10 protein-coding genes are annotated in these 18,476 nt (G+C 71.3%); 7 read left to right on the top strand and 3 right to left on the bottom strand.

Annotated features, from left to right (window positions below; translation table 11 throughout):
- The first annotated feature begins 580 nt into the window (after positions 1-580).
- The 3 genes from AB0O76_RS07950 (at position 581) to moeZ (ending at position 3,513) form a co-directional block, all read left to right on the top strand.
- Positions 581-1,534 (top strand): NAD-dependent epimerase/dehydratase family protein, encoded by a 954-nt coding sequence (locus tag AB0O76_RS07950; protein ID WP_365486601.1) that lies wholly within the window; start codon positions 581-583, stop codon positions 1,532-1,534.
- On the top strand, positions 1,522-2,271 hold the full coding sequence (locus tag AB0O76_RS07955; RefSeq protein WP_365486603.1) for a spherulation-specific family 4 protein: 750 nt from the start codon (positions 1,522-1,524) through the stop codon (positions 2,269-2,271). Before AB0O76_RS07950 ends, AB0O76_RS07955 begins: the two co-directional genes overlap by 13 nt.
- A gap of 63 nt (positions 2,272-2,334) precedes the next feature.
- On the top strand, positions 2,335-3,513 hold the full coding sequence (gene moeZ / locus AB0O76_RS07960) for an adenylyltransferase/sulfurtransferase MoeZ (RefSeq protein ID WP_266870597.1): 1,179 nt from the start codon (positions 2,335-2,337) through the stop codon (positions 3,511-3,513).
- Positions 3,514-3,559: 46 nt separating this feature from the next.
- On the opposite strand, the gene AB0O76_RS07965 is transcribed toward moeZ, so the two are convergent.
- From AB0O76_RS07965 to AB0O76_RS07975, 3 genes are all read right to left on the bottom strand, one after another.
- Positions 3,560-5,119, bottom strand: coding sequence for an alpha/beta hydrolase (locus tag AB0O76_RS07965; RefSeq protein ID WP_365486605.1), 1,560 nt, complete (start codon positions 5,117-5,119; stop codon positions 3,560-3,562).
- A gap of 108 nt (positions 5,120-5,227) precedes the next feature.
- Positions 5,228-6,772: an alpha/beta hydrolase gene (locus AB0O76_RS07970; RefSeq protein ID WP_365486607.1), complete on the bottom strand. Its 1,545-nt coding sequence runs from the start codon at positions 6,770-6,772 to the stop codon at positions 5,228-5,230.
- A gap of 127 nt (positions 6,773-6,899) precedes the next feature.
- Positions 6,900-9,794: a lysylphosphatidylglycerol synthase transmembrane domain-containing protein gene (locus tag AB0O76_RS07975; RefSeq protein ID WP_365486609.1), complete on the bottom strand. Its 2,895-nt coding sequence runs from the start codon at positions 9,792-9,794 to the stop codon at positions 6,900-6,902.
- 161 nt (positions 9,795-9,955) lie between these two features.
- Between AB0O76_RS07975 and AB0O76_RS07980 the strand changes: the two genes are divergently transcribed.
- From AB0O76_RS07980 to AB0O76_RS07995, 4 genes are all read left to right on the top strand, one after another.
- Positions 9,956-10,366: an MGMT family protein gene (locus AB0O76_RS07980; RefSeq protein WP_365486611.1), complete on the top strand. Its 411-nt coding sequence runs from the start codon at positions 9,956-9,958 to the stop codon at positions 10,364-10,366.
- A gap of 189 nt (positions 10,367-10,555) precedes the next feature.
- Positions 10,556-13,978 carry an ATP-dependent DNA helicase gene (locus tag AB0O76_RS07985; protein WP_365486613.1) on the top strand — a complete coding sequence of 1,141 codons (3,423 nt, stop codon included), beginning with the start codon at positions 10,556-10,558 and terminating at the stop codon, positions 13,976-13,978.
- A 149-nt stretch (positions 13,979-14,127) separates the two neighbouring features.
- Complete coding sequence (locus tag AB0O76_RS07990; RefSeq protein ID WP_365486615.1) at positions 14,128-14,838, top strand: hypothetical protein; 711 nt, start codon at positions 14,128-14,130, stop codon at positions 14,836-14,838.
- A 73-nt stretch (positions 14,839-14,911) separates the two neighbouring features.
- Complete coding sequence (locus AB0O76_RS07995) at positions 14,912-18,475, top strand: UvrD-helicase domain-containing protein (RefSeq protein ID WP_365486617.1); 3,564 nt, start codon at positions 14,912-14,914, stop codon at positions 18,473-18,475.
- Position 18,476: the final 1 nt, after the last annotated feature.

An 18,476-nucleotide genomic window follows, 5' to 3' on the forward strand; every position in this document is an offset into this window, starting at 1 on the left:
CCTGTGCCCAATGCGGGCGGTCGGATGTCTGTGTGCGACGGGAGCGGCGGATCGCCTGCCCGCGACGGGAGTGGCGGATCGCTTGCCTGCGATGCGAGCAGTTCTTCGTCCGCGGGCGTTGGGAGCGGCGGGTCGTCTGCCTGCGATGGGGGTGGCGGGTTGCCTGGCTGCGGGGCGAGGGGCGGAATGCCTGCGCCCAACGCGGGCGGCGGGTCGTCTGCCCGCAAGGCGAGGGGTGGAACGCATGTGCCCAATGCGAGCGGTCGGATGCCTGTGTGCGACGGGAGCGGCGGATCGCCTGCCCGCGATGCGAGCAGCGCACCGCAGGCCCGCAAGGGGAGCCGCCCAATACCTGCTCGCAGCGCGTGAAGCCGAACGCCTGCTCGCAACGCGTGCGGCCAGACGCCCGCCCGCGACACCCGCGGCTGATCGCCTCCCCGCCACGCCGCGCCCACCCCAAGCCCTTCTCTCCCGCGGGGCCGACACCGCGGGCCTTACCCCGTGAATCACGGCAACCCCTTGAAGGAGAACCCCAGATGAGCACCCTCAGCATCCGAGAATCCGACCCGGGAGCCGCCCGATGAGGGTGCTGCTGATCGGAGCCAATGGATACCTCGGCCGTTTCGTCGCCGACCGGCTGCTCGCCGACCCGGCCGTGCAGCTCACCGCGCTCGGGCGCGGCGACGACTCGGACGTACGGTTCGACCTCGCGAGCGGCAGCCCCGGCGCGCTCACCCGTTTCCTGGACGCCGTGCACCCCGGAGTCGTCATCAACTGCGCGGGCGCCACCCGCGGCGGCGCCCGCGAGCTGACCCGGCACAACACGGTGGCCGTCGCCACCATCTGCGAGGCCCTGCGCCGCAGCGGCTGCGGGGCGCGGCTCGTGCAGCTGGGCTGCGGTGCCGAGTACGGGCCGAGCCAGCCGGGCTCTTCGACCGCCGAGGACGCCGTGCCGAGGCCCGGCGGCCCTTACGGGGTCAGCAAGCTGGCCGCCACCGAGCTGGTGCTCGGGGCCGGGCTCGACGCCGTAGTCCTGCGGGTGTTCTCGCCCGCGGGGCCCGGCACCCCCGCCGGATCACCGCTCGGCCGGCTCGCCGAGGCCATGCGGCGCGCCATGCAGTCCGGCGACGGCGAGCTGAAGCTCGGGGGGCTCGGCGTGCAGCGGGACTTCATCGACGTACGCGATGTGGCGCGCGCCGTGCACGCCGCCTCGCTCTCCGCCGCCCAGGGGATCGTGAACATCGGCGCGGGCCGGGCGGTGCGGCTGCGTGACGCGGCCGCCGTCCTGGCGCGCGTCGCCGGGTACGGCGGAGCCCTGCACGAGCTCGACCAGGCACCCCTGCGGCAATCCATCGGGCACCCGCGCACCGAATCCGACCACGGGAGCCCGGCCGCCTACCCCTACCCGGACGGCTGCGGCAGCTGGCAGCAGGCGGATGTGCGCACCGCGCGCGACCGCCTCGGCTGGCGCCCCCGGATCAGCCTCGAAGAGTCACTCGCCGACATCTGGATGGAGGCGGCATGCCGCATCTGACCAGCACAGCCACGGGCACTGCGCACACGGACGTACGACTCGGCTTCGGCATCCCGGGTTTCGCACACCCGCTCGTCGCGCCCGTCGAATGGTCGGAACTCACCCGTCCGGGCACCCCTGTGCACTGGGTCGTCCTGAATGTGGCCGGCGGCCCGGGGGACCGGCCCGACCCGCACTGCCTGGAAGCGGCGGGGCGGCTGCGGAACGCGGGCGTCCGTGTTCTCGGTCACCTCGACACGACGTACGGCGCACGCTCCTTCGGGGAGATCGTCTCCGATGCGCACCGCTACCTCGACTGGTACCAGGTCGACGGCTTCTCCCTCGACCGCTGCCCCACCGAGCGCGCCGCGCTTCCCGAGGTGCGCCGGACGATCACGACCCTGCGCGCGCTCTGCGACGACGCGCACATCGTCCTCGGGCACGGCACCCATCCGCATCCCGGATACGCCGAATCCGCCGACCAGTTGGTGACCTTCTCCGGCCCCTGGAGCGACTACCGCTGGTCGCAGGTGGCCGAGTGGACCGCCGATTACCCGCCCGAGCGCTTCTGCCACTTCGTGCACGGCATGCCGCGCGGCCATCTCGACGAGGCGCTGCGCATCGCGCGCTGGCAGGGGGCCTCGACGATCTACTTCACCGACCGCATCGAGCGGGGCGGACCGAGCGACCCCTGGGAGTCCATGCCCGCGTACTGGGACGAAATCGTCTCGCGTATCGGAACGGGTGTCTCGGAATGAAGAAGGGCGTGGCAGTGTTACGGACAGAACAACCGTTCCGCAATAACGACCAACGGAGTCCCCGTGTCGCTGCCACCCCTGGTCGAGCCAGCATCTGAGCTCACCGTCGACGAGGTTCGCAGGTACTCCCGCCACCTGATCATCCCCGACGTCGGGATGGACGGGCAGAAGCGGCTGAAGAACGCCAAGGTGCTGTGTGTCGGCGCCGGCGGCCTCGGGTCACCGGCGCTGATGTACCTCGCCGCGGCGGGCGTGGGCACGCTCGGCATCGTGGAGTTCGACGAGGTCGACGAGTCGAACCTGCAGCGCCAGATCATCCACAGCCAGGCCGACATCGGCCGCTCCAAGGCGGCGTCGGCGAAGGACTCGGTCCTCGGCATCAACCCGTACGTGAACGTGATCCTCCACGAAGAGCGGCTCGAGGCCGAGAACGTGATGGACATCTTCAGCCAGTACGACCTGATCGTCGACGGCACGGACAACTTCGCCACGCGCTACCTGGTCAACGACGCGTGCGTGCTGCTCAACAAGCCGTACGTGTGGGGTTCGATCTACCGCTTCGACGGCCAGGCTTCCGTCTTCTGGAGCGAGCACGGTCCCTGCTACCGCTGCCTCTACCCGGAGCCCCCGCCGCCCGGCATGGTCCCGTCCTGCGCCGAGGGCGGCGTGCTCGGCGTGCTCTGCGCGTCGATCGGTTCCATCCAGGTCACCGAGGCGATCAAGGTCCTGGCCGGTGTGGGCGACCCGCTGGTCGGCCGCCTGATGATCTACGACGCCCTGGAGATGCAGTACCGCCAGGTCAAGGTCCGCAAGGACCCCGACTGCGCGGTCTGCGGTGAGAACCCCACCGTCACCGAGCTCATCGACTACGAGGCCTTCTGCGGCGTCGTGTCCGACGAGGCCCAGGAGGCGGCGCTCGGCTCGACGATCACTCCCAAGCAGCTCAAGGAGTGGATCGACGCGGACGAGAAGATCGAGATCATCGACGTGCGCGAGCAGAACGAGTACGAGATCGTCTCGATCCCCGGCGCCAGGCTGATCCCCAAGAACGAGTTCCTCATGGGCACCGCCCTGGAGAGCCTCCCGCAGGACAAGAAGATCGTCTTGCACTGCAAGACGGGTGTCCGCTCCGCGGAAGTCCTCGCCGTCCTGAAGTCCGCGGGCTTCGCGGACGCGGTGCATGTGGGCGGCGGCGTGATCGGGTGGGTCAACCAGATCGAGCCCGACAAGCCGGTGTACTGACCTGCTGGAGTCAGGCCCCGCTCACCTCTGGTGAGCGGGGCCTTTCTCATGAGCAGACCTTGCCGTCCTGCGGCACCTTTCCGTCCAGCAGGTAGTCGTCGACCGTGTCGTCCACACAGTCGCTTCCGCTGCCGTACGCCCCGTGGCCCTCGCCCTTCCAGGTCAGCATCGTGCCGACCCCCTTGCCGAGCTCATCGGCCATCTTCTGCGCACCCTCGTAGGGCGTCGCCGGGTCCCCGGTGTTGCCGACCACCAGGACCGGCGCCGCGCCGGGGGCGCTGACCTCGGGGGACTCATGCAGCCCGGCCACCGGCCAGGAATGGCACCAGCCCGCCGTGTCCCAGCCCATGAACTCGCCGAAGACCGGCGATATCTCGCGGAAATCGGCGAGCTGCCGCTTCGCCTCCGCGGGCGTCGTCCGCTCCTTGTCGTCGCGGCAGGAGATCGAGCGCTGCGAGTGGCTCTGTGTGCTGTAACTGCCGGACGAGTCCCGCTCGTTGTAGGCGTCGGCCAGCTGCAGCAGCGCCGATCCTTCGCCCTTCTCGGCCTGTTCCAGACCGCGGGTCAGGGCGGGCCAGCTCTGCTGGCTGTACAGCGTGACCGTGATGCCGGTGAGCGCCAAGGACTGGGTGAGCTTCCGGTCGCCCGATCCGGGCAGCGGCTCGGCGTCCAGGCGCTTCAGGAGGCGCACTATCTTCTGCGAGCCCGCCTCCGGGTCCTGGCCCGAGGACTTCAGATAGTTCTCCAGGGCGCGCTGGAAGCCCCGCGCCTGGTTCTTGGCGTGACCCACCGAGTCCGCACTCGGGTCGACGACGGCGTCCAGCGTGAGGCGCCCCACCTTCTTGGGGAACAAGTGCGCGTACGTGCCGCCCAGTTCGGTGCCGTACGAGATGCCCATGTAGTGCAGCTTCTTGTCGCCGAGCACCTGGCGCATCACATCCATGTCGCGGGCCGCCTCGACCGTCGAGACATGTCCGAGAAGCTTGCCCGAGTTCCGCTCGCAGCCCGCGCCGAAGTCGGCCGCGTCCTTGAAGTACGCCGCTTCCTCGGCCGGGGTGTCCGGGGTGAGGTCGACGGACTCCGCGGCCTGCGTCTCCTTGTCGCTGCGGCAGCGCACACCCGCGCTGCCCGCGACGCCGCGCGGGTCGAAGCTCACCAGGTCGTACCGCTCGCGCAGCTTCTCGTACCCGTCGGCGAACGACGGCAGCATCGAGACGCCGGAGCCGCCGGGACCGCCGAAGTTGAAAAGGAGCGAGCCGATGCGCTCACCCTTGCCGGTGGACCGGGCGCGTATCAACGCGATGTCGATCGTCTCGCCGTCCGGCTTCTCGTAGTCCAGGGGGACCTTGAGGGTCGTGCACTGCCACTCGGAGCCCGGCGCGGGTTCCTGGCCCGACGCCTTGCAGCCGCCCCAGTCGAGCTTCTGGGCGTTGATCGTGGCGGGCAGCGTGGAGGAGGGATCGGGCCTCGGCTCCTGCTCGGGTCCCGTCGGGGCCGGCTTGGCGTCGTCCTCGCCGCTGTCCGACGAACCGCCGCAGCCGACGGCGAGCCCCGCCACCAGGACCCCTGCGGCAGCCAGAGCTGCTGACCGTACAAAACGCGGCATGGAGCGCTTCCCCCTTGGAAGACAGTCAAGCCATAGTAGGCGGGGCCTCTGACAGCGGCCTTGGCGGGCTTGGTCCCTTATGTTCCGCTTATGCGCAGACCGTGCCGTTCATGCGCAGACCGTGCCCGCCTTCGGCACCGTGCCGTCCAGCAGATAGCCGTTCACCGCGTCCCGCACGCACTTGTTCTTGCTGTCGTACGCCCCGTGCCCCTGGCCCTTGTACGTCAGCTCGACGCCGACGCCCTCGCCCAGCGCCTGCGCCATCTTCTTCGCGCCCTCGTACGGCGTGGCAGGGTCGCCCGTGTTGCCGATGACGACGATCGGCGGCGCGTCCGGCGCGCTGACGTCCGGGTGGTCGGCGGCGCCCTGCACCGCCCAGTCGGTGCAGCCGACCATGCCCCAGGCCAGATAGTCGCCGAACAGCGGGGACGCGTCGCGGAACGCGGGGAGCTTCTCCCCGACGTAGTCGGCGGTGTAACGCGCCTTGTCGTCGGCGCAGTTGATGGAGATGTTGGCGGCCTGGATGTTGCTGTACGAGCCGTCCTGGTTGCGGCCGTTCATGGCGTCGGAGAGCGTCATCAGGATCCTGCCGTCGCCGTCGTACGCCTGCTCGAGGCCGTCGGTGAGATATGGCCAGAAGTCCTTGGAGTACAGCGCCTGGGCGATGCCGTTGGTGGCGGCGGTCTGGGTCAGTTCGCGCGGTGGAAGGGCCGGCAGCGGCTTGGCGTCCAGGTCCTTGAGGAGCTTCGCGATCCGGTCCTTCACGTCCTGCTCGGTGTCGCCGACGGGGCAGTCCTCGACCTTGGATGTGCAGTCCTTGGCGAAGTTGTCGAGCGCGAGCTGGAAGCCCTCGGCCTGGCCGATGGAGCCCTGTTCCGCCGTCTGGGTGGGGTCGACGACCGCGTCGAAGACGGCACGGCCCACCTTCTTGGGGAACAAGTGGGCGTAGACGCCGCCCAGTTCGGTGCCGTAGGAGATGCCGAAGTAGTGCAGCTTGTCGTCGCCGAGCACCTGGCGCATCAGGTCCATGTCGCGGGCCGCGTCGGTGGTGCGTACGTGCGGGAGCACCTCTCCGGAGTTCTTCTCGCAGGCGCCGTTGAAGCTCTTCACGTTGTCGACGAGCTGCTTCTGCTCGGCGTCGTCGTCGGGCGTGGAGTCCTGCTGGAAGTACTCGTCGAGCTGCTCGTCGTCCTCGCACTTCACGCCTGCGCTGCGGCCGACGCCGCGCGGGTCGAAGCTCACCAGGTCGTAGCGGGTGCGCAGCTTGGCGTAGTCCTGTCCGAAGGCGGGCAGCGTGGTGATGCCCGATCCGCCCGGGCCGCCGAAGTTGAAGACGAGGGAGCCGATCCGCTGGTCCTTCTTGCCGCTCGCCGCTGCGCGGATCAGGGCGATGTCGAGGGTGTCCCCCTTGGGCTTGTCCCAGTCGAGGGGGGCCTTCATGGTGGCGCACTGCCACTCGGCGCCGCCGGGCAGCGGGGATGGGGCTTCACCGCCGCCTTCGGAGGCGGAGGGCGCGGGGCAGTCCTTCCAGCTGAGCTTCTGGGCCGACAGATCCTCGTCCTTGGCGTCGTCGCCGCCGCAGGCCGTGGCGGTCGATGACAGCAGGGCGACGGTGGCGGCCAGGACAGCGGCACGCGCCTTCAGGTTGGGCATGCTTCCCATCCTGCGGGGGGCGCGGACAGGGCGCACGGCTGGCTCGGCCTTCCGTGATCAGGCGCTCTCCTCGACGTGATCAGCCCTCTTCTTAAGAAGAGCCCCGTCTTAAGAAGAGCCCCGTTTCCTAAAGAAGGCCCTTCCTCGTCAGGTGGTTGAAGTACAGCCACCCCGGAAGCACCGGAAGCCACAGGGTGAGCAGCCGGTAGAGCAGCACCGCGGGTGCCGCCACGTCCTTGGGCACGCCCACGGCGATCAGACCGAAGGTGAGCGTCGCCTCGACCGCGCCGACACCGCCGGGCGTGGGCGCCGCCGAGCCGAGCGCGTTGCCGGCGAGGAAGACCACGGCGACGCTGGCCAGGGTCAGCGGCTTCATCTCCGTCGTGCTGAACGCGCGTACCGAAGCGTCCAGGCACAGGACGAACAGCAGGGTGAGCAGCAGCATGCCGCCGATGCCGGTGAGCAGCTTCTGGGGGCGCTGCAGTACGTCCAGCATGCGCGGCACGACGCCCGCGAACAGTGAGCGCACGCGCGTGACGACGAACTTCCGCAGGAACGGGATCGCGGTCACCACGAGCACCAGGACGGCGACCGACAGCAGACCGGCGATGACGGTGCGGGACGGCGACAGGGACGGCGTCTTCTCCGTACCGGTCAGATAGCCGAAGATCATCAGCAGCATGATGTGCGAGCCGAGCCCGAACAGCTGCGAGGCCCCGACGCTCGCCACCGCGAGACCGGAACGCACCCCGGAGCGCTGCAGGAACCGCGTATTGAGCGCGACGCCGCCCACCGCCGCGGGCGCCACGATCTTCACGAACGACCCTGCGACCTGCGCCTGCACGGTCCGCAGGAACGGCACCCGCTCCGGCACGAAGCCGAGCAGGCTCATCGCCGCCGCGAAGTAGCTCAGCGCCGAGCAGGCCACGGCCACCGCGACCCAGCCCCACTCGGCCTCGCCCACGATCGTGCCGAAGTCGACCTGGGTGAGCTGCGAGAGCAGGAAGTACGCGCCGATGGCACCGGCGATGAAACTGATCAGCGTGCGCGGCCTGATCCGCTCGAGCTGGGCGGGCTCGACCGGCGCCTGCGGCCGGATGAGCAGCACCTGGTGGCGGATCTGGGTGAGCAGATCCTCCTCGCGTGCCTGCTCCAGGGCCACGTCTATGGCCTGCTTCTCGGCCTGCTTCTCCGCGCGCACGGCCTTGCGGTCGGGGCTCTTGGCGCCTTCGGTGGTCTCCGTCTCGGCGGCCTCGGCGGTCGCCGACGCGGCCTCGCTGCGGGCCAGCTTCTCCTTGCGGGACGCTTCGAGCACGGCCTCGCGCTCGCGCTGGGACCGCTCCCTGGCCCGCTTGCGCAGCGTGGCGCGGGTGGCGCGGGTGAGGGCGATCGGCTGGAGCAGCGGCAGACAGTCGGCGACCGTGTCGGGGCCGAGCACATCCAGGGCGGTCGCGACCGCGCGCTCGGCGCCCACCCGCAGCCCGAAGGTGGTCAGGAGCTGTGCGATGTCCATGCGCAGGACCAGATCACCGGCGGCGATCTCACCGCCCCGCAGGTCCGTCAAGATCACCGTGCCGGAACGATCCACCAGAATCGCGTCGCCCTGGAGCCTGCGGTGCGCGATCCGCCGCGACTGCAGCGCCTGCACCTGCCGCCAGGTGTCGCACAGCAGCTCGTCGGTGATGGCGTCGTCCGGCAGCGAGTCCAGGGAACGGCCGCCCGTGTGCTCGTACACGAGCATCACCGCGTCGGGGCCGAGCTCGGAGGTGGCGATCAGCTTGGGTGCGTCGGCCCCGGCCGAGATCGCCGCGTACGCGAGAAGGGCCTCCTGCTCCAGGGCCTGACGCAGCGACTGCAGGCTGCGGCGCTGGGTGATGCCGCGCAGCGTGAGTCTGCGCCATACGCGGTAGAAGAAGCCCTGCGCCTGCTGCTCGCGGTCGATGACCGTGACGTCCAGGGGCGGGCCGTCCTCCAGGGTGACGAAGTAGCGGCGGCCGCGGTCGCCGTGCTCCCCGCTGTCCGGGGACTCCTCGCGGGCCGCGCTCACGGGGTGGAAGCCGACGTGCCGCAGGCCGGCGAGGAGGGTCTGGCCGGTGGGCCTGACGTTCGGCGAGCCGACCGCGTACAGCGTTCCGTAGGCGACGCTCCAGCCGAGGAGCACGGTCAGGATGATCGAGAACGGCGTCGTGTAGCCGGTGACCAGCATGGTGAAGGCGTCGAGCAGCAGCACCACCCACAGCACCACGCGCCAGCGTGGCCGGCGGGACATCCCGACCGCTGTCATGTACGCGATTACGGGGGCGAGATAGCCGTGCACCGGATCGGTGAGCGCGTTCAGATCGCCGGGGGACGGCCGGGTCAGCGCCTCCTGGATGGAGTCCGGGGCGGCCTTGGCGACCCAGAGGTCGGTGGCGAGCGTCACGCCGTGCGCGAGGACGGCCGCGAGGACACCGTCGGCGATGCGCAGCCCGTCCCGTTTGACCAGGCGCTCGATCGCGAACGCGACGGGGACGAGCAGGACACCGATGCTCGCGGTGAGGCCCGCGAACCTGATCAGCGCGTCGGGTGCCTGTTCCGTGCCCTTGTCGATGTCCTGGGCGAGGCCCGACGTCGTACCGTGCGCGAACGCGGCGATGGCGAGGACCACGGCGATCCCGAGGATGCCGATGAGCAGCCGCATCAGGTCCGAAGGACGGTGCACGCGCGCGGCGAGCAGCGGTTCGTCGCCCGCGACACGGTCGGTGTGCGGCTCCGTGTCGTCGGCGCCGTCGTCGGAGACGAAGGCGTGCGCGCCCTCTTCTCCGTCGCCGGACTGCTCGTCCGTATTCTTTGCGTTCTTTGCGTTCTTTGCGTTCTTTGCGTTCTTTGCGTTCTTTGCGTGCTTCTCGCGCTTCTCGTGCTTCTCGTTCTTGTTCAGGGAGTGCCCACCGGTGTCCGGGTGCGACTCGGCCGCAGGGGTGCCCGCCGTCTCATCGGGGTGCACATCCTGCTGCTCCGTCGTCTCTTCTTGATCTCGTATCACCAGTCACCGCCCGCACGATGGTGGCATGTCCGGCCGACAGAGGGGGGCATCAGGGTGCGATGCGGGGGCGCGAAGTGTTCCCTGAGCGCCAGTTTGTCTCGTACCGCACGCTCTGTCGCGGGACGGTCACGGTGTCGGTGGGGTACGGCAGGATGGTCCGGATGAGCGAGGAGAGCCGATCGGAGCAAGGGCTTCCGGAGTACCCCGAGTACCCCGAGTACGCAGAGCGGGTTCTCGAGGTGGCGGAACTGATCCCTCCGGGGCGGGTGATGACCTATGGGGACGTGGCGGAGTGGCTCGAGGAGGGAGGGCCCCGGCAGGTCGGCCGGGTGATGGCCCTCTACGGAGGAGCGGTTCCGTGGTGGCGTGTGGTGCGCGCGGACGGTGTGCTGCTGCCGGGCAACGAGCTGCGGGCACTCGACCACTACCGCGCGGAGGGCACGCCCCTGCGCGGGGCGAGCCGCGCGTCCGACGGCCATCTTCCCCGCATCGACATGCGGCGGGCGCGCTGGGACGGCGACGCGGCGGGCGGCGGTGCCGACCGCCCACAGGCTCCTCAGGCTCACACCTGACAGCTTCCGCCATCGGGCGGCCGCACGGGGAACCGGTGGCCCGTACGGGGGAAGCGACGCGTCCCGCACGCCCGCTGGCGTAGCGTCGACAGCACGCATTTCTCTCACCCCGCAGCCATCGCGCAGCCGTTTTTCGACCAGTAGACCCACCAGTTTCGACCAGCAGACCCACCAGGACCGGCGACCCACGTGAGTTCCCCTTCATCAGCTCGGCACACCCGGCACCCGTCGCACCACCAGGTGCGACAGGGGACCCCGGGCGCCTATCGACTGGTGCGTACCCCGCCGGTCCGCGTGGATCCCCCTCGTCTTGACGCACCCCAGCGCGCGGTGGTTGACCACTCCGGGGGACCGCTGCTCGTGCTCGCGGGGCCCGGTACGGGCAAGACGACGACCCTCGTGGAGGCCGTCGCCGCGCGGATCGCGAAGGGCACGGAACCGGAGCGGGTCCTCGTCCTCACCTTCAGCCGCAAGGCCGCCGTCGAGCTGCGCGACCGCATGGCGCTGCGCATAGGGGCGGCGAAGGCCCCGCAGGCGACGACCTTCCACTCGTTCTGTTACGCCCTGATCCGCGCCCACCAGGACGCCGATCTGTTCGTCGAGCCGCTCCGCCTCCTCTCCGGGCCCGAGCAGGACGTGGCCGTACGCGAGCTCCTGGCGGGCCAGATCGACCTGGAGTCCGAGGGCATGGGCCGCGTCCGCTGGCCGGACGAGCTGCGCGCCTGTCTGACGACACGGGGCTTCGCCGACGAGGTGCGCGCGGTGCTCGCCCGGAGCCGTGAGCTGGGCCTGGGGCCCGACTCCCTGGACGCGTTCGCCCGCCGCGCGGGACGGCCCGACTGGGGCGCGGCGGCGGCGTTCCTCGCCGAGTACCTGGACGTGCTCGACATGCAGGGCGTGCTCGACTACGCGGAACTGGTGCACCGCGCGGTGCTGCTCGCGCGGCGCCCCGAGGCGGCGCGGGCGCTGGCCGCGCAGTACGACGCCGTGTTCGTGGACGAGTACCAGGACACCGATCCGGCGCAGGTGCGGCTGCTCGACGCGCTTGCCGGGGGCGGGCGTTCGCTGGTCGCCTTCGGGGACCCGGACCAGTCGATCTACACGTTCCGGGGCGCCGATGTGAACGGCATCCTGGAGTTCCCCGACGACTTCCCGCGCGCGGACGGCACCCCGGCGCCGGTCGAGGTCCTGACCACGTCCCGCAGGTCGGGCGCCGGTCTCCTCGACGCCACCCGGCTTCTGACCCGCCGCATGCCGCTGACCAGGCTGCCGGCGGAGAAGGTGCGGGCCCACCGCGAGCTCGCGGCGGTCCGGGACGGCGGCCGCGTCGAGGCGTACACATATCCGACGTCCGGCGCGGAACTCGACAACATCGCGGACATCCTGCGCCGCGCGCACCTGGAGGACGGCGTCCCCTGGGGCGAGATGGCGGTCCTGGTCCGCGCGGGCGCCCACACGATCCCCACGGTCCGCCGCAGCCTCACCGCCGCGGGCGTCCCCCTCGACATAGACGGCGACGACATCGCCCTGCGCCACGAGCCGGCGGTGACGCCACTGCTGACGGCGCTGCGGGTGGTGGCGGAGGCAGTCACTTCTGGAGGGGGTGTCTCCGTGGGAGGTGCCTCTGAAGAGGGGGTCTCCGAAGCGGGTCTCTCCGAAGAGAGCGTCTCCGAGGCGGGTCTCTCCGAAGAGAGCGCCCCAGGGGCGGCTGACGCGGGGAGTGAGTTCGTCCCGCCCGCCTGGCTCGACTCCGAGACCGCGCTCACCCTTCTGACGTCCCCCCTCGCCGGGATGGACGCCGCCGACCTCCGTCGTCTCGGACGCGCGCTCCGCGAGGAGGAGCGCGCCGCGGGGAATCATCTGCCGCCGCCCTCGGACGAGCTCCTTGCCCGCGCGCTCGCCGAGCCGGAGCGGCTCGTCGCGCACGATCCCGCGTACGCCCGTGGCGCCCAGCGGCTGGGTGCGCTGCTCCGCAAGGCCCGTGAGCGCCTCGCGGGCGGTGGCACGGCCGAGGAGGCGCTCTGGGAGCTGTGGGACGGCACTCCGTGGCCGCGCCGCCTGGAGCGCGCCGCACGTCGCGGTGGCGCCGCGGGGCGCAACGCGGACCGCGATCTCGACGCGGTCTGCGCCCTGTTCGCGTACGCGTCCCGCGCCGAGGAGCGCACGGGAGGGCGCGGCGCCCTCAACTTCCTGGAGGAGACCGAAGCGCAGGACATCGCCGCGGACACCCTCAACCGCAGGGCCGTACGCCCCGACGCCGTACGCCTGATGACGGCGCACCGCTCCAAGGGCCTCGAGTGGCGGCTCGTGGTGGTCGCCGGCGTACAGGAAGGCCTCTGGCCCGACCTGCGCCGTCGCGGCTCCCTCCTGGAGGCCGACCGCATCGGCAGGGACGGCCTCGCCGAGCCCCTCACTCCCGGAGCGCTCCTCTCCGAAGAGCGCCGGTTGTTCTACGTGGCCGCCACGCGCGCGCGGGAACGCCTCGTCGTCACCGCCGTCAAGGCACCCGCGGACGACGGCGACCAGCCGTCCCGCTTCCTCACCGAACTCGGCGTCGAGCCCAAGGACGTGACCGGCCGCCCGCGCCGCCCCCTGTCCGTCTCGGCGCTCGTCGCGGAGCTGCGCGCCACGACGGTCGACCCCCGGGTGTCGGACACCCTCAGGGAGGCCGCGGCGCACCGCCTTGCCCGCCTCGCCGCGCTCAGCGACGCCGACGGACGCCCCCTCGTGCCGTCGGCGCACCCGTACCGCTGGTGGGGCATGTACGAGCCGACGGCGAGCGAGGTCCCGCTGCGGGACCGCGACAAGCCCGTCGTCCTCTCCGGAAGCGCCCTGGACCAGCTCGCCAACACCTGTTCCCTGCAGTGGTTCCTGGGCCGCGAGGTGAAGGCGGACGCCCCGGCGACCGCCGCCCAGGGCTTCGGCAACGTGGTCCACGTCCTGGCCGACGAAGTCGCGTCCGGCAGGACCCCCGCCGACCTCGCCGTCCTCATGGAGCGCCTCGACTCGGTCTGGGACTCCCTCGCCTTCGACGCCCCCTGGAAGTCGGCGCAGGAGAAGGAGCACGCGCGCGTGGCGCTCGAACGCTTCCTCCAGTGGCATGTGATGGACCGCGCGAGCCGTACCCCGGTCGCCAGTGAGCACGACTTCGACGTGACCCTCGAAGCGGGTCCCTACGAAGTACGCGTGCGCGGCTCCATGGACCGCGTCGAGCAGGACACCGAAGGCCGTGCCTACGTAGTCGACTTCAAGACCGGCAAGCAGACTCCGAGCGCCGCCGACGTGGCCCGCCACCCCCAGCTCGCCGTCTACCAACTCGCCCTCCGTGAAGGCGCGGTGGACGACGCCTTCGACGGCGTACGCCCGGAAGCGGGCGGTGCGGAACTCGTGCAGCTGCGCCAGGGCGCCGCCAAGAAGGACGGCGGCGAGAGCCTCCCCAAGGTGCAGGCGCAGGAGCCGCTCTCCGGAGAGTGGGTGGGCGACTTGCTGGCCACCGCCGCCGGCAAGGTCCTGGACGAACGCTTCTCGCCGACCACGGGCCAGCACTGCACCCACTGCGCCTTCCGCGCCTCGTGCAGCGCGCGGCCGGAGGGCCGTCACGTCGTGGAGTGACACGTGCGGCAACAGTGCCGTCAGTGGCCAAGCTCACGTCGTGGCAGCCGCGTTCATAGCAGCCTCACAGGCCCTCTAAAGTCTCGGTAAAGCTGATCTGTGCACTCAGCGGACCCTCCGATCGTGCACCTTTCCGAGGAGATACATACATGGCAGCCAACCGGAAGCTCCTGGCCGCGGCAGTCGCCTGTGCCGCCGCGATCGTCGGCCTCACGGGCTGCTTGGGCGGGGACGAGGAGAAGGACCCCTTCGAGGGCATGAGCGCCGACAAGATCGCCGACAAGGCGGCCGACGCGTCCAAGGGCGCGGGCTCCTTCAAGGTGGCGGGCGAGGGCCAGCAGGAGGGCAAGCCGCTCAAGGTCGAGTTCTCGATCGCCAAGTCCGGTGACTGCAAGGGCAATGTGGACGGCGGCGCGGACGGCACCGCCGAGCTGCTCGTGTCCGGCAAGACCCAGTACATGAAGGGCGACGAGGCGTTCTGGAAGGACGCCATGGGTGGCAGCGGCCAGGCCGGCAAGGCCTCGAAGTTCAAGGACAAGTGGGTGAAGACGCCGACCGAGAAGGAGAGCGGCGTCTGCGACGCGGACGAAATGTTCCGGTCCGACGAGCTCAAGGGCCTCAAGCGCGAGAAGGACGCCGAGGTCGACGGCGAGAAGGCGGCCGTCCTGACGAAGAGCAAGTCGGGCAAGAAGTCCACGTTCTACGTCGCCATGGAGGGCAAGCCGTATTTCCTGAAGGTCGTCACCTCGGGCAAGGACGACCCGGGCACGATGAACTTCACCGACTACGGCAAGCCCGTCGTCGTCAAGGCCCCGGCGCCCAACGAGGTCATGGACATGCAGGAGCTCATGGCGTCCTGACGCCCTGAGTGACGGCGGCCGCCGGCAGCCGGGCACGCCCCGGTTGTCAGTGGCCGCCGCTAGCCTCTCTGACGTGCCACCTCGCATCACCGACCCCGAGCAGCTCAAAGAGCTCCTCGGCATCCCGTTCACCCCGGAGCAGACGGCGTGCATCACCGCGCCGCCCGCCCCGCAGGTGATCGTGGCCGGAGCCGGGTCGGGCAAGACGACGGTGATGGCGGCCCGCGTGGTCTGGCTGGTCGGCACCGGCCAGGTCGCCCCCGAGCAGGTCCTCGGCCTGACGTTCACGAACAAGGCGGCCGGTGAACTCGCCGAGCGGGTGCGCCAGGCGCTGATCAAGGCCGGGGTGACCGACCCCGAGGCACTGGGCCCATCGGGCCCCGGCGATCCTCCGGGCGAGCCGGTCATCTCCACGTACCACGCCTTCGCGGGCCGCCTCCTGACCGATCACGGGCTGCGCATAGGGCTCGAGCCCACGGCCCGTCTCCTCGCCGACGCCACCCGCTTCCAGCTCGCCGCGCGCGTGCTGCGCGAGGCGCCGGGACCGTATCCCGCGCTGACCCGCTCCTTCCCGGACCTCGTCAGCGACCTCCTCGCCCTCGACAGCGAGCTCGCGGAACATCTCGTACGGCCCGACAGGCTCCGCGCGTACGACACCGAACTGCTGCGCACTCTGGAGAGCGCCAAGCTCTCCAACGCGGACCTGCGGAAGGTGCCCGAGACGGCGGCGGCCCGGCTCGACCTTGCCGAGCTCGTCGGTCGCTACAGGGAGGCGAAGCGCTCCCGCGACCTCCTGGACTTCGGCGACCAGATCGCCCTCTCCGCGACGCTGGCCCGCACCCGCGCGGAGGTCGGCGAGATCCTGCGCGACGAGTTCCGGGTCGTCCTGCTCGACGAGTACCAGGACACGTCCGTGGCCCAGCGCATCCTCCTGGCAGGCCTCTTCGGAGGCGGCACGGGCCACCCGGTGACGGCGGTCGGCGACCCCTGCCAGGCGATCTACGGCTGGCGCGGCGCGTCCGTGGCGAACCTGGACGACTTCCCCGAGCACTTCGCGTACGCCGACGGGCGCCCCGCCACGCGCCACGCGCTCAGCGAGAACCGCCGCAGCGGCGGACGTCTCCTGGACCTCGCCAATGGCCTCGCGGAGCCGCTGCGCGCCATGCACGCGGGCGTGGAGGCCCTGCGCCCCGCGCCCGGCGCCGAGCGCGAAGGGCTGGTGCGCTGCGCCCTGCTGCGCACGCACGCCGAGGAGATCGACTGGATCGCCGACTCCATCGCCCACCTCGTGGGCACCGGCAAGGCGCCGGGCGAGATCGCCGTCCTGTGCCGCACCGCGGCGGACTTCGCGCAGATCCAGGGCGCGCTGGTCGCCAGGGACATCCCCGTGGAGGTCGTCGGTCTCTCCGGGCTGCTTCACCTGCCCGAGGTCGCCGACCTCGTCGCCGTCTGCGAGGTGCTCCAGGACCCGGGCGCGAACGCCTCCCTGGTGCGCCTGCTCACGGGCCCGCGCTGGCGCATCGGCCCCCGCGACCTCGCCCTCCTGGGACGCCGCGCGCGCCTCCTCGTACGCCATGGGCACGCCGCTCCGGACGACCCCGACCGGCGCCTCGCGGCGGCTGTCGAGGGGGTCGACCCGGCCGAGGTGATATCGCTCGCGGATGCGCTCGACACCTTCCTGGAGATGCCCCTGGGCGATGACGCGGCAGACGACGGGCTGCCCTTCTCGGCGGACGCGAGAGTGCGGTTCGCCCGCCTCGCCGCCGAACTGCGCGACCTGCGGCGCTCGTTGGCCGACCCGCTGATGGACGTGCTGCACCGGGTGCTCGCCGTCACGGGCCTGGAGGTCGAACTCTCCGCGTCGCCGCACGCCCTCGCGGCCCGCCGCCGGGAGACGCTCTCGAACTTCCTGGACGTCGCCGCGTCCTTCGCCGCGAACGACAGCGGCGCGAGCCTGCTCGCCTTCCTCGCCTTCCTGCGCACGGCCGCCCAGTACGAGAAGGGCCTCGACAACGCGCTCCCCGGCGGCGAGAACACGGTCAAGGTGCTCACCGCCCACAAGTCCAAGGGCCTGGAGTGGGACGTCGTGGCCGTCCCCGGCCTGGTGACCGGGACGTTCCCCAGCACCCAGGGCCGCGAGAAGTGGACGGCCCAGGGCAAGGTCGTCCCGCACGCGCTGCGGGGCGACGCGGCGACCCTGCCCGACATCGAGGCGTGGGACTCCCGGTCCATGAAGGCCTTCCACGAGGACATGAAGGACCACCAGCGCACCGAGGAGCTCCGCCTCGGCTACGTGACTTTCACCCGCCCCCGCTCCCTGCTCCTGGGCTCCGGCCACTGGTGGGGCCCTTCCCAGAAGAAGCCGCGCGGTCCCTCCGACTTCCTCCAGGCGCTCTACGAACACTGCGCGGCGGGCCACGGCGAGATCGAGGCGTGGGCCGACGAGCCGGAGGAGGGCGAGGAGAACCCCGCCCTGACGGAGGCGTCCGCCGAGCACGCGTGGCCGCTCCCGCTGGACGACGCGTCCCTGGAGCGCCGCAGGGCCGCCGCCCGGACCGTCCTCGACCACCTGGACCGCCTGACGGGCGACGAGCCACCGGAGGTCGCGCACTCGCACGAGTCGGCCCACCCCTCCGCCTACGACGAGGCGCCTCCTGCGGAGGACCCGGACTGGCCCCCGCCGCCCGAGGACGACGAACCTCCTTACGAAGAGGCCGACTTCCCGGACGTCCCCCCGGAGGACTGGGACGCCCTGCCCCAGGAACGCCCGACGGTGCCCCGCCCTGCGGACTCGCACCGGGCGGCCGTCCCGCACCAGGCCTCCGCGCCGGACGCCCGTCCGCACCCGGCCGAGGCTGCCCCGGAGCACCCGTCCGAAGCCGTACCGGAGCGGGCCCGTCCCACTCCGGAGGAGGCCCGCACGCTCGCCTCCTGGGACCGGGACCTGGACGCGCTGACCGGTGAGCTCCTGCGCGCCCGCGATGCCATCAGGGACATCCCCGTGCCCGGATCGCTCACCGCGTCCGAGGTGCTGCGCCTGGCCGCCGACCCGGAGGGCTTCGCACAGGAGCTCGCGCGGCCCATGCCCAGGCCGCCGCAGCCGGCCGCCCGCCGCGGCACCCGCTTCCACGCCTGGATGGAGACCCGCTTCGAAGAGCTGCGGCTCCCGCTGCTCGGCCCGGAGGACCTGCCGGGCGGTGCCCCCGGAGAGGCCGAGATCGCCGACGAGCGCGACCTGACGGCCCTCAAGGAGGCCTTCGAGCGCACCGAGTACGCCCACCGCACCCCGCACCGCGTCGAGGTGCCCTTCCAGCTGACGATCGCGGGCCGCGTCGTCCGCGGCCGGATCGACGCGGTCTACAAGGAGGTCGACGGCGACGACGTGACGTACGAGATCGTCGACTGGAAGACCAGCAGGGCCCGCACCGCCGACCCCCTGCAGCTCGCCGTCTACCGCCTCGCCTGGGCCGAGCAGCACGACGTGCCCCCGGAGTCGGTGAAGGCGACGTTCCTCTACGTCCGCAGCGGAGAGACGTCCCGCCCGGCCGGCCTCCCCGGCCGGGCGGAGCTTGAGCGGATCCTCCTGGAGGAACCGAGCGGTGACCCGGGCGATGACCCGGGCGGTGCAACCGGGTGAG

The organism is Streptomyces sp. NPDC086554, from assembly GCF_040686095.1.
Classification (GTDB): Bacteria; Actinomycetota; Actinomycetes; order Streptomycetales; family Streptomycetaceae; genus Streptomyces.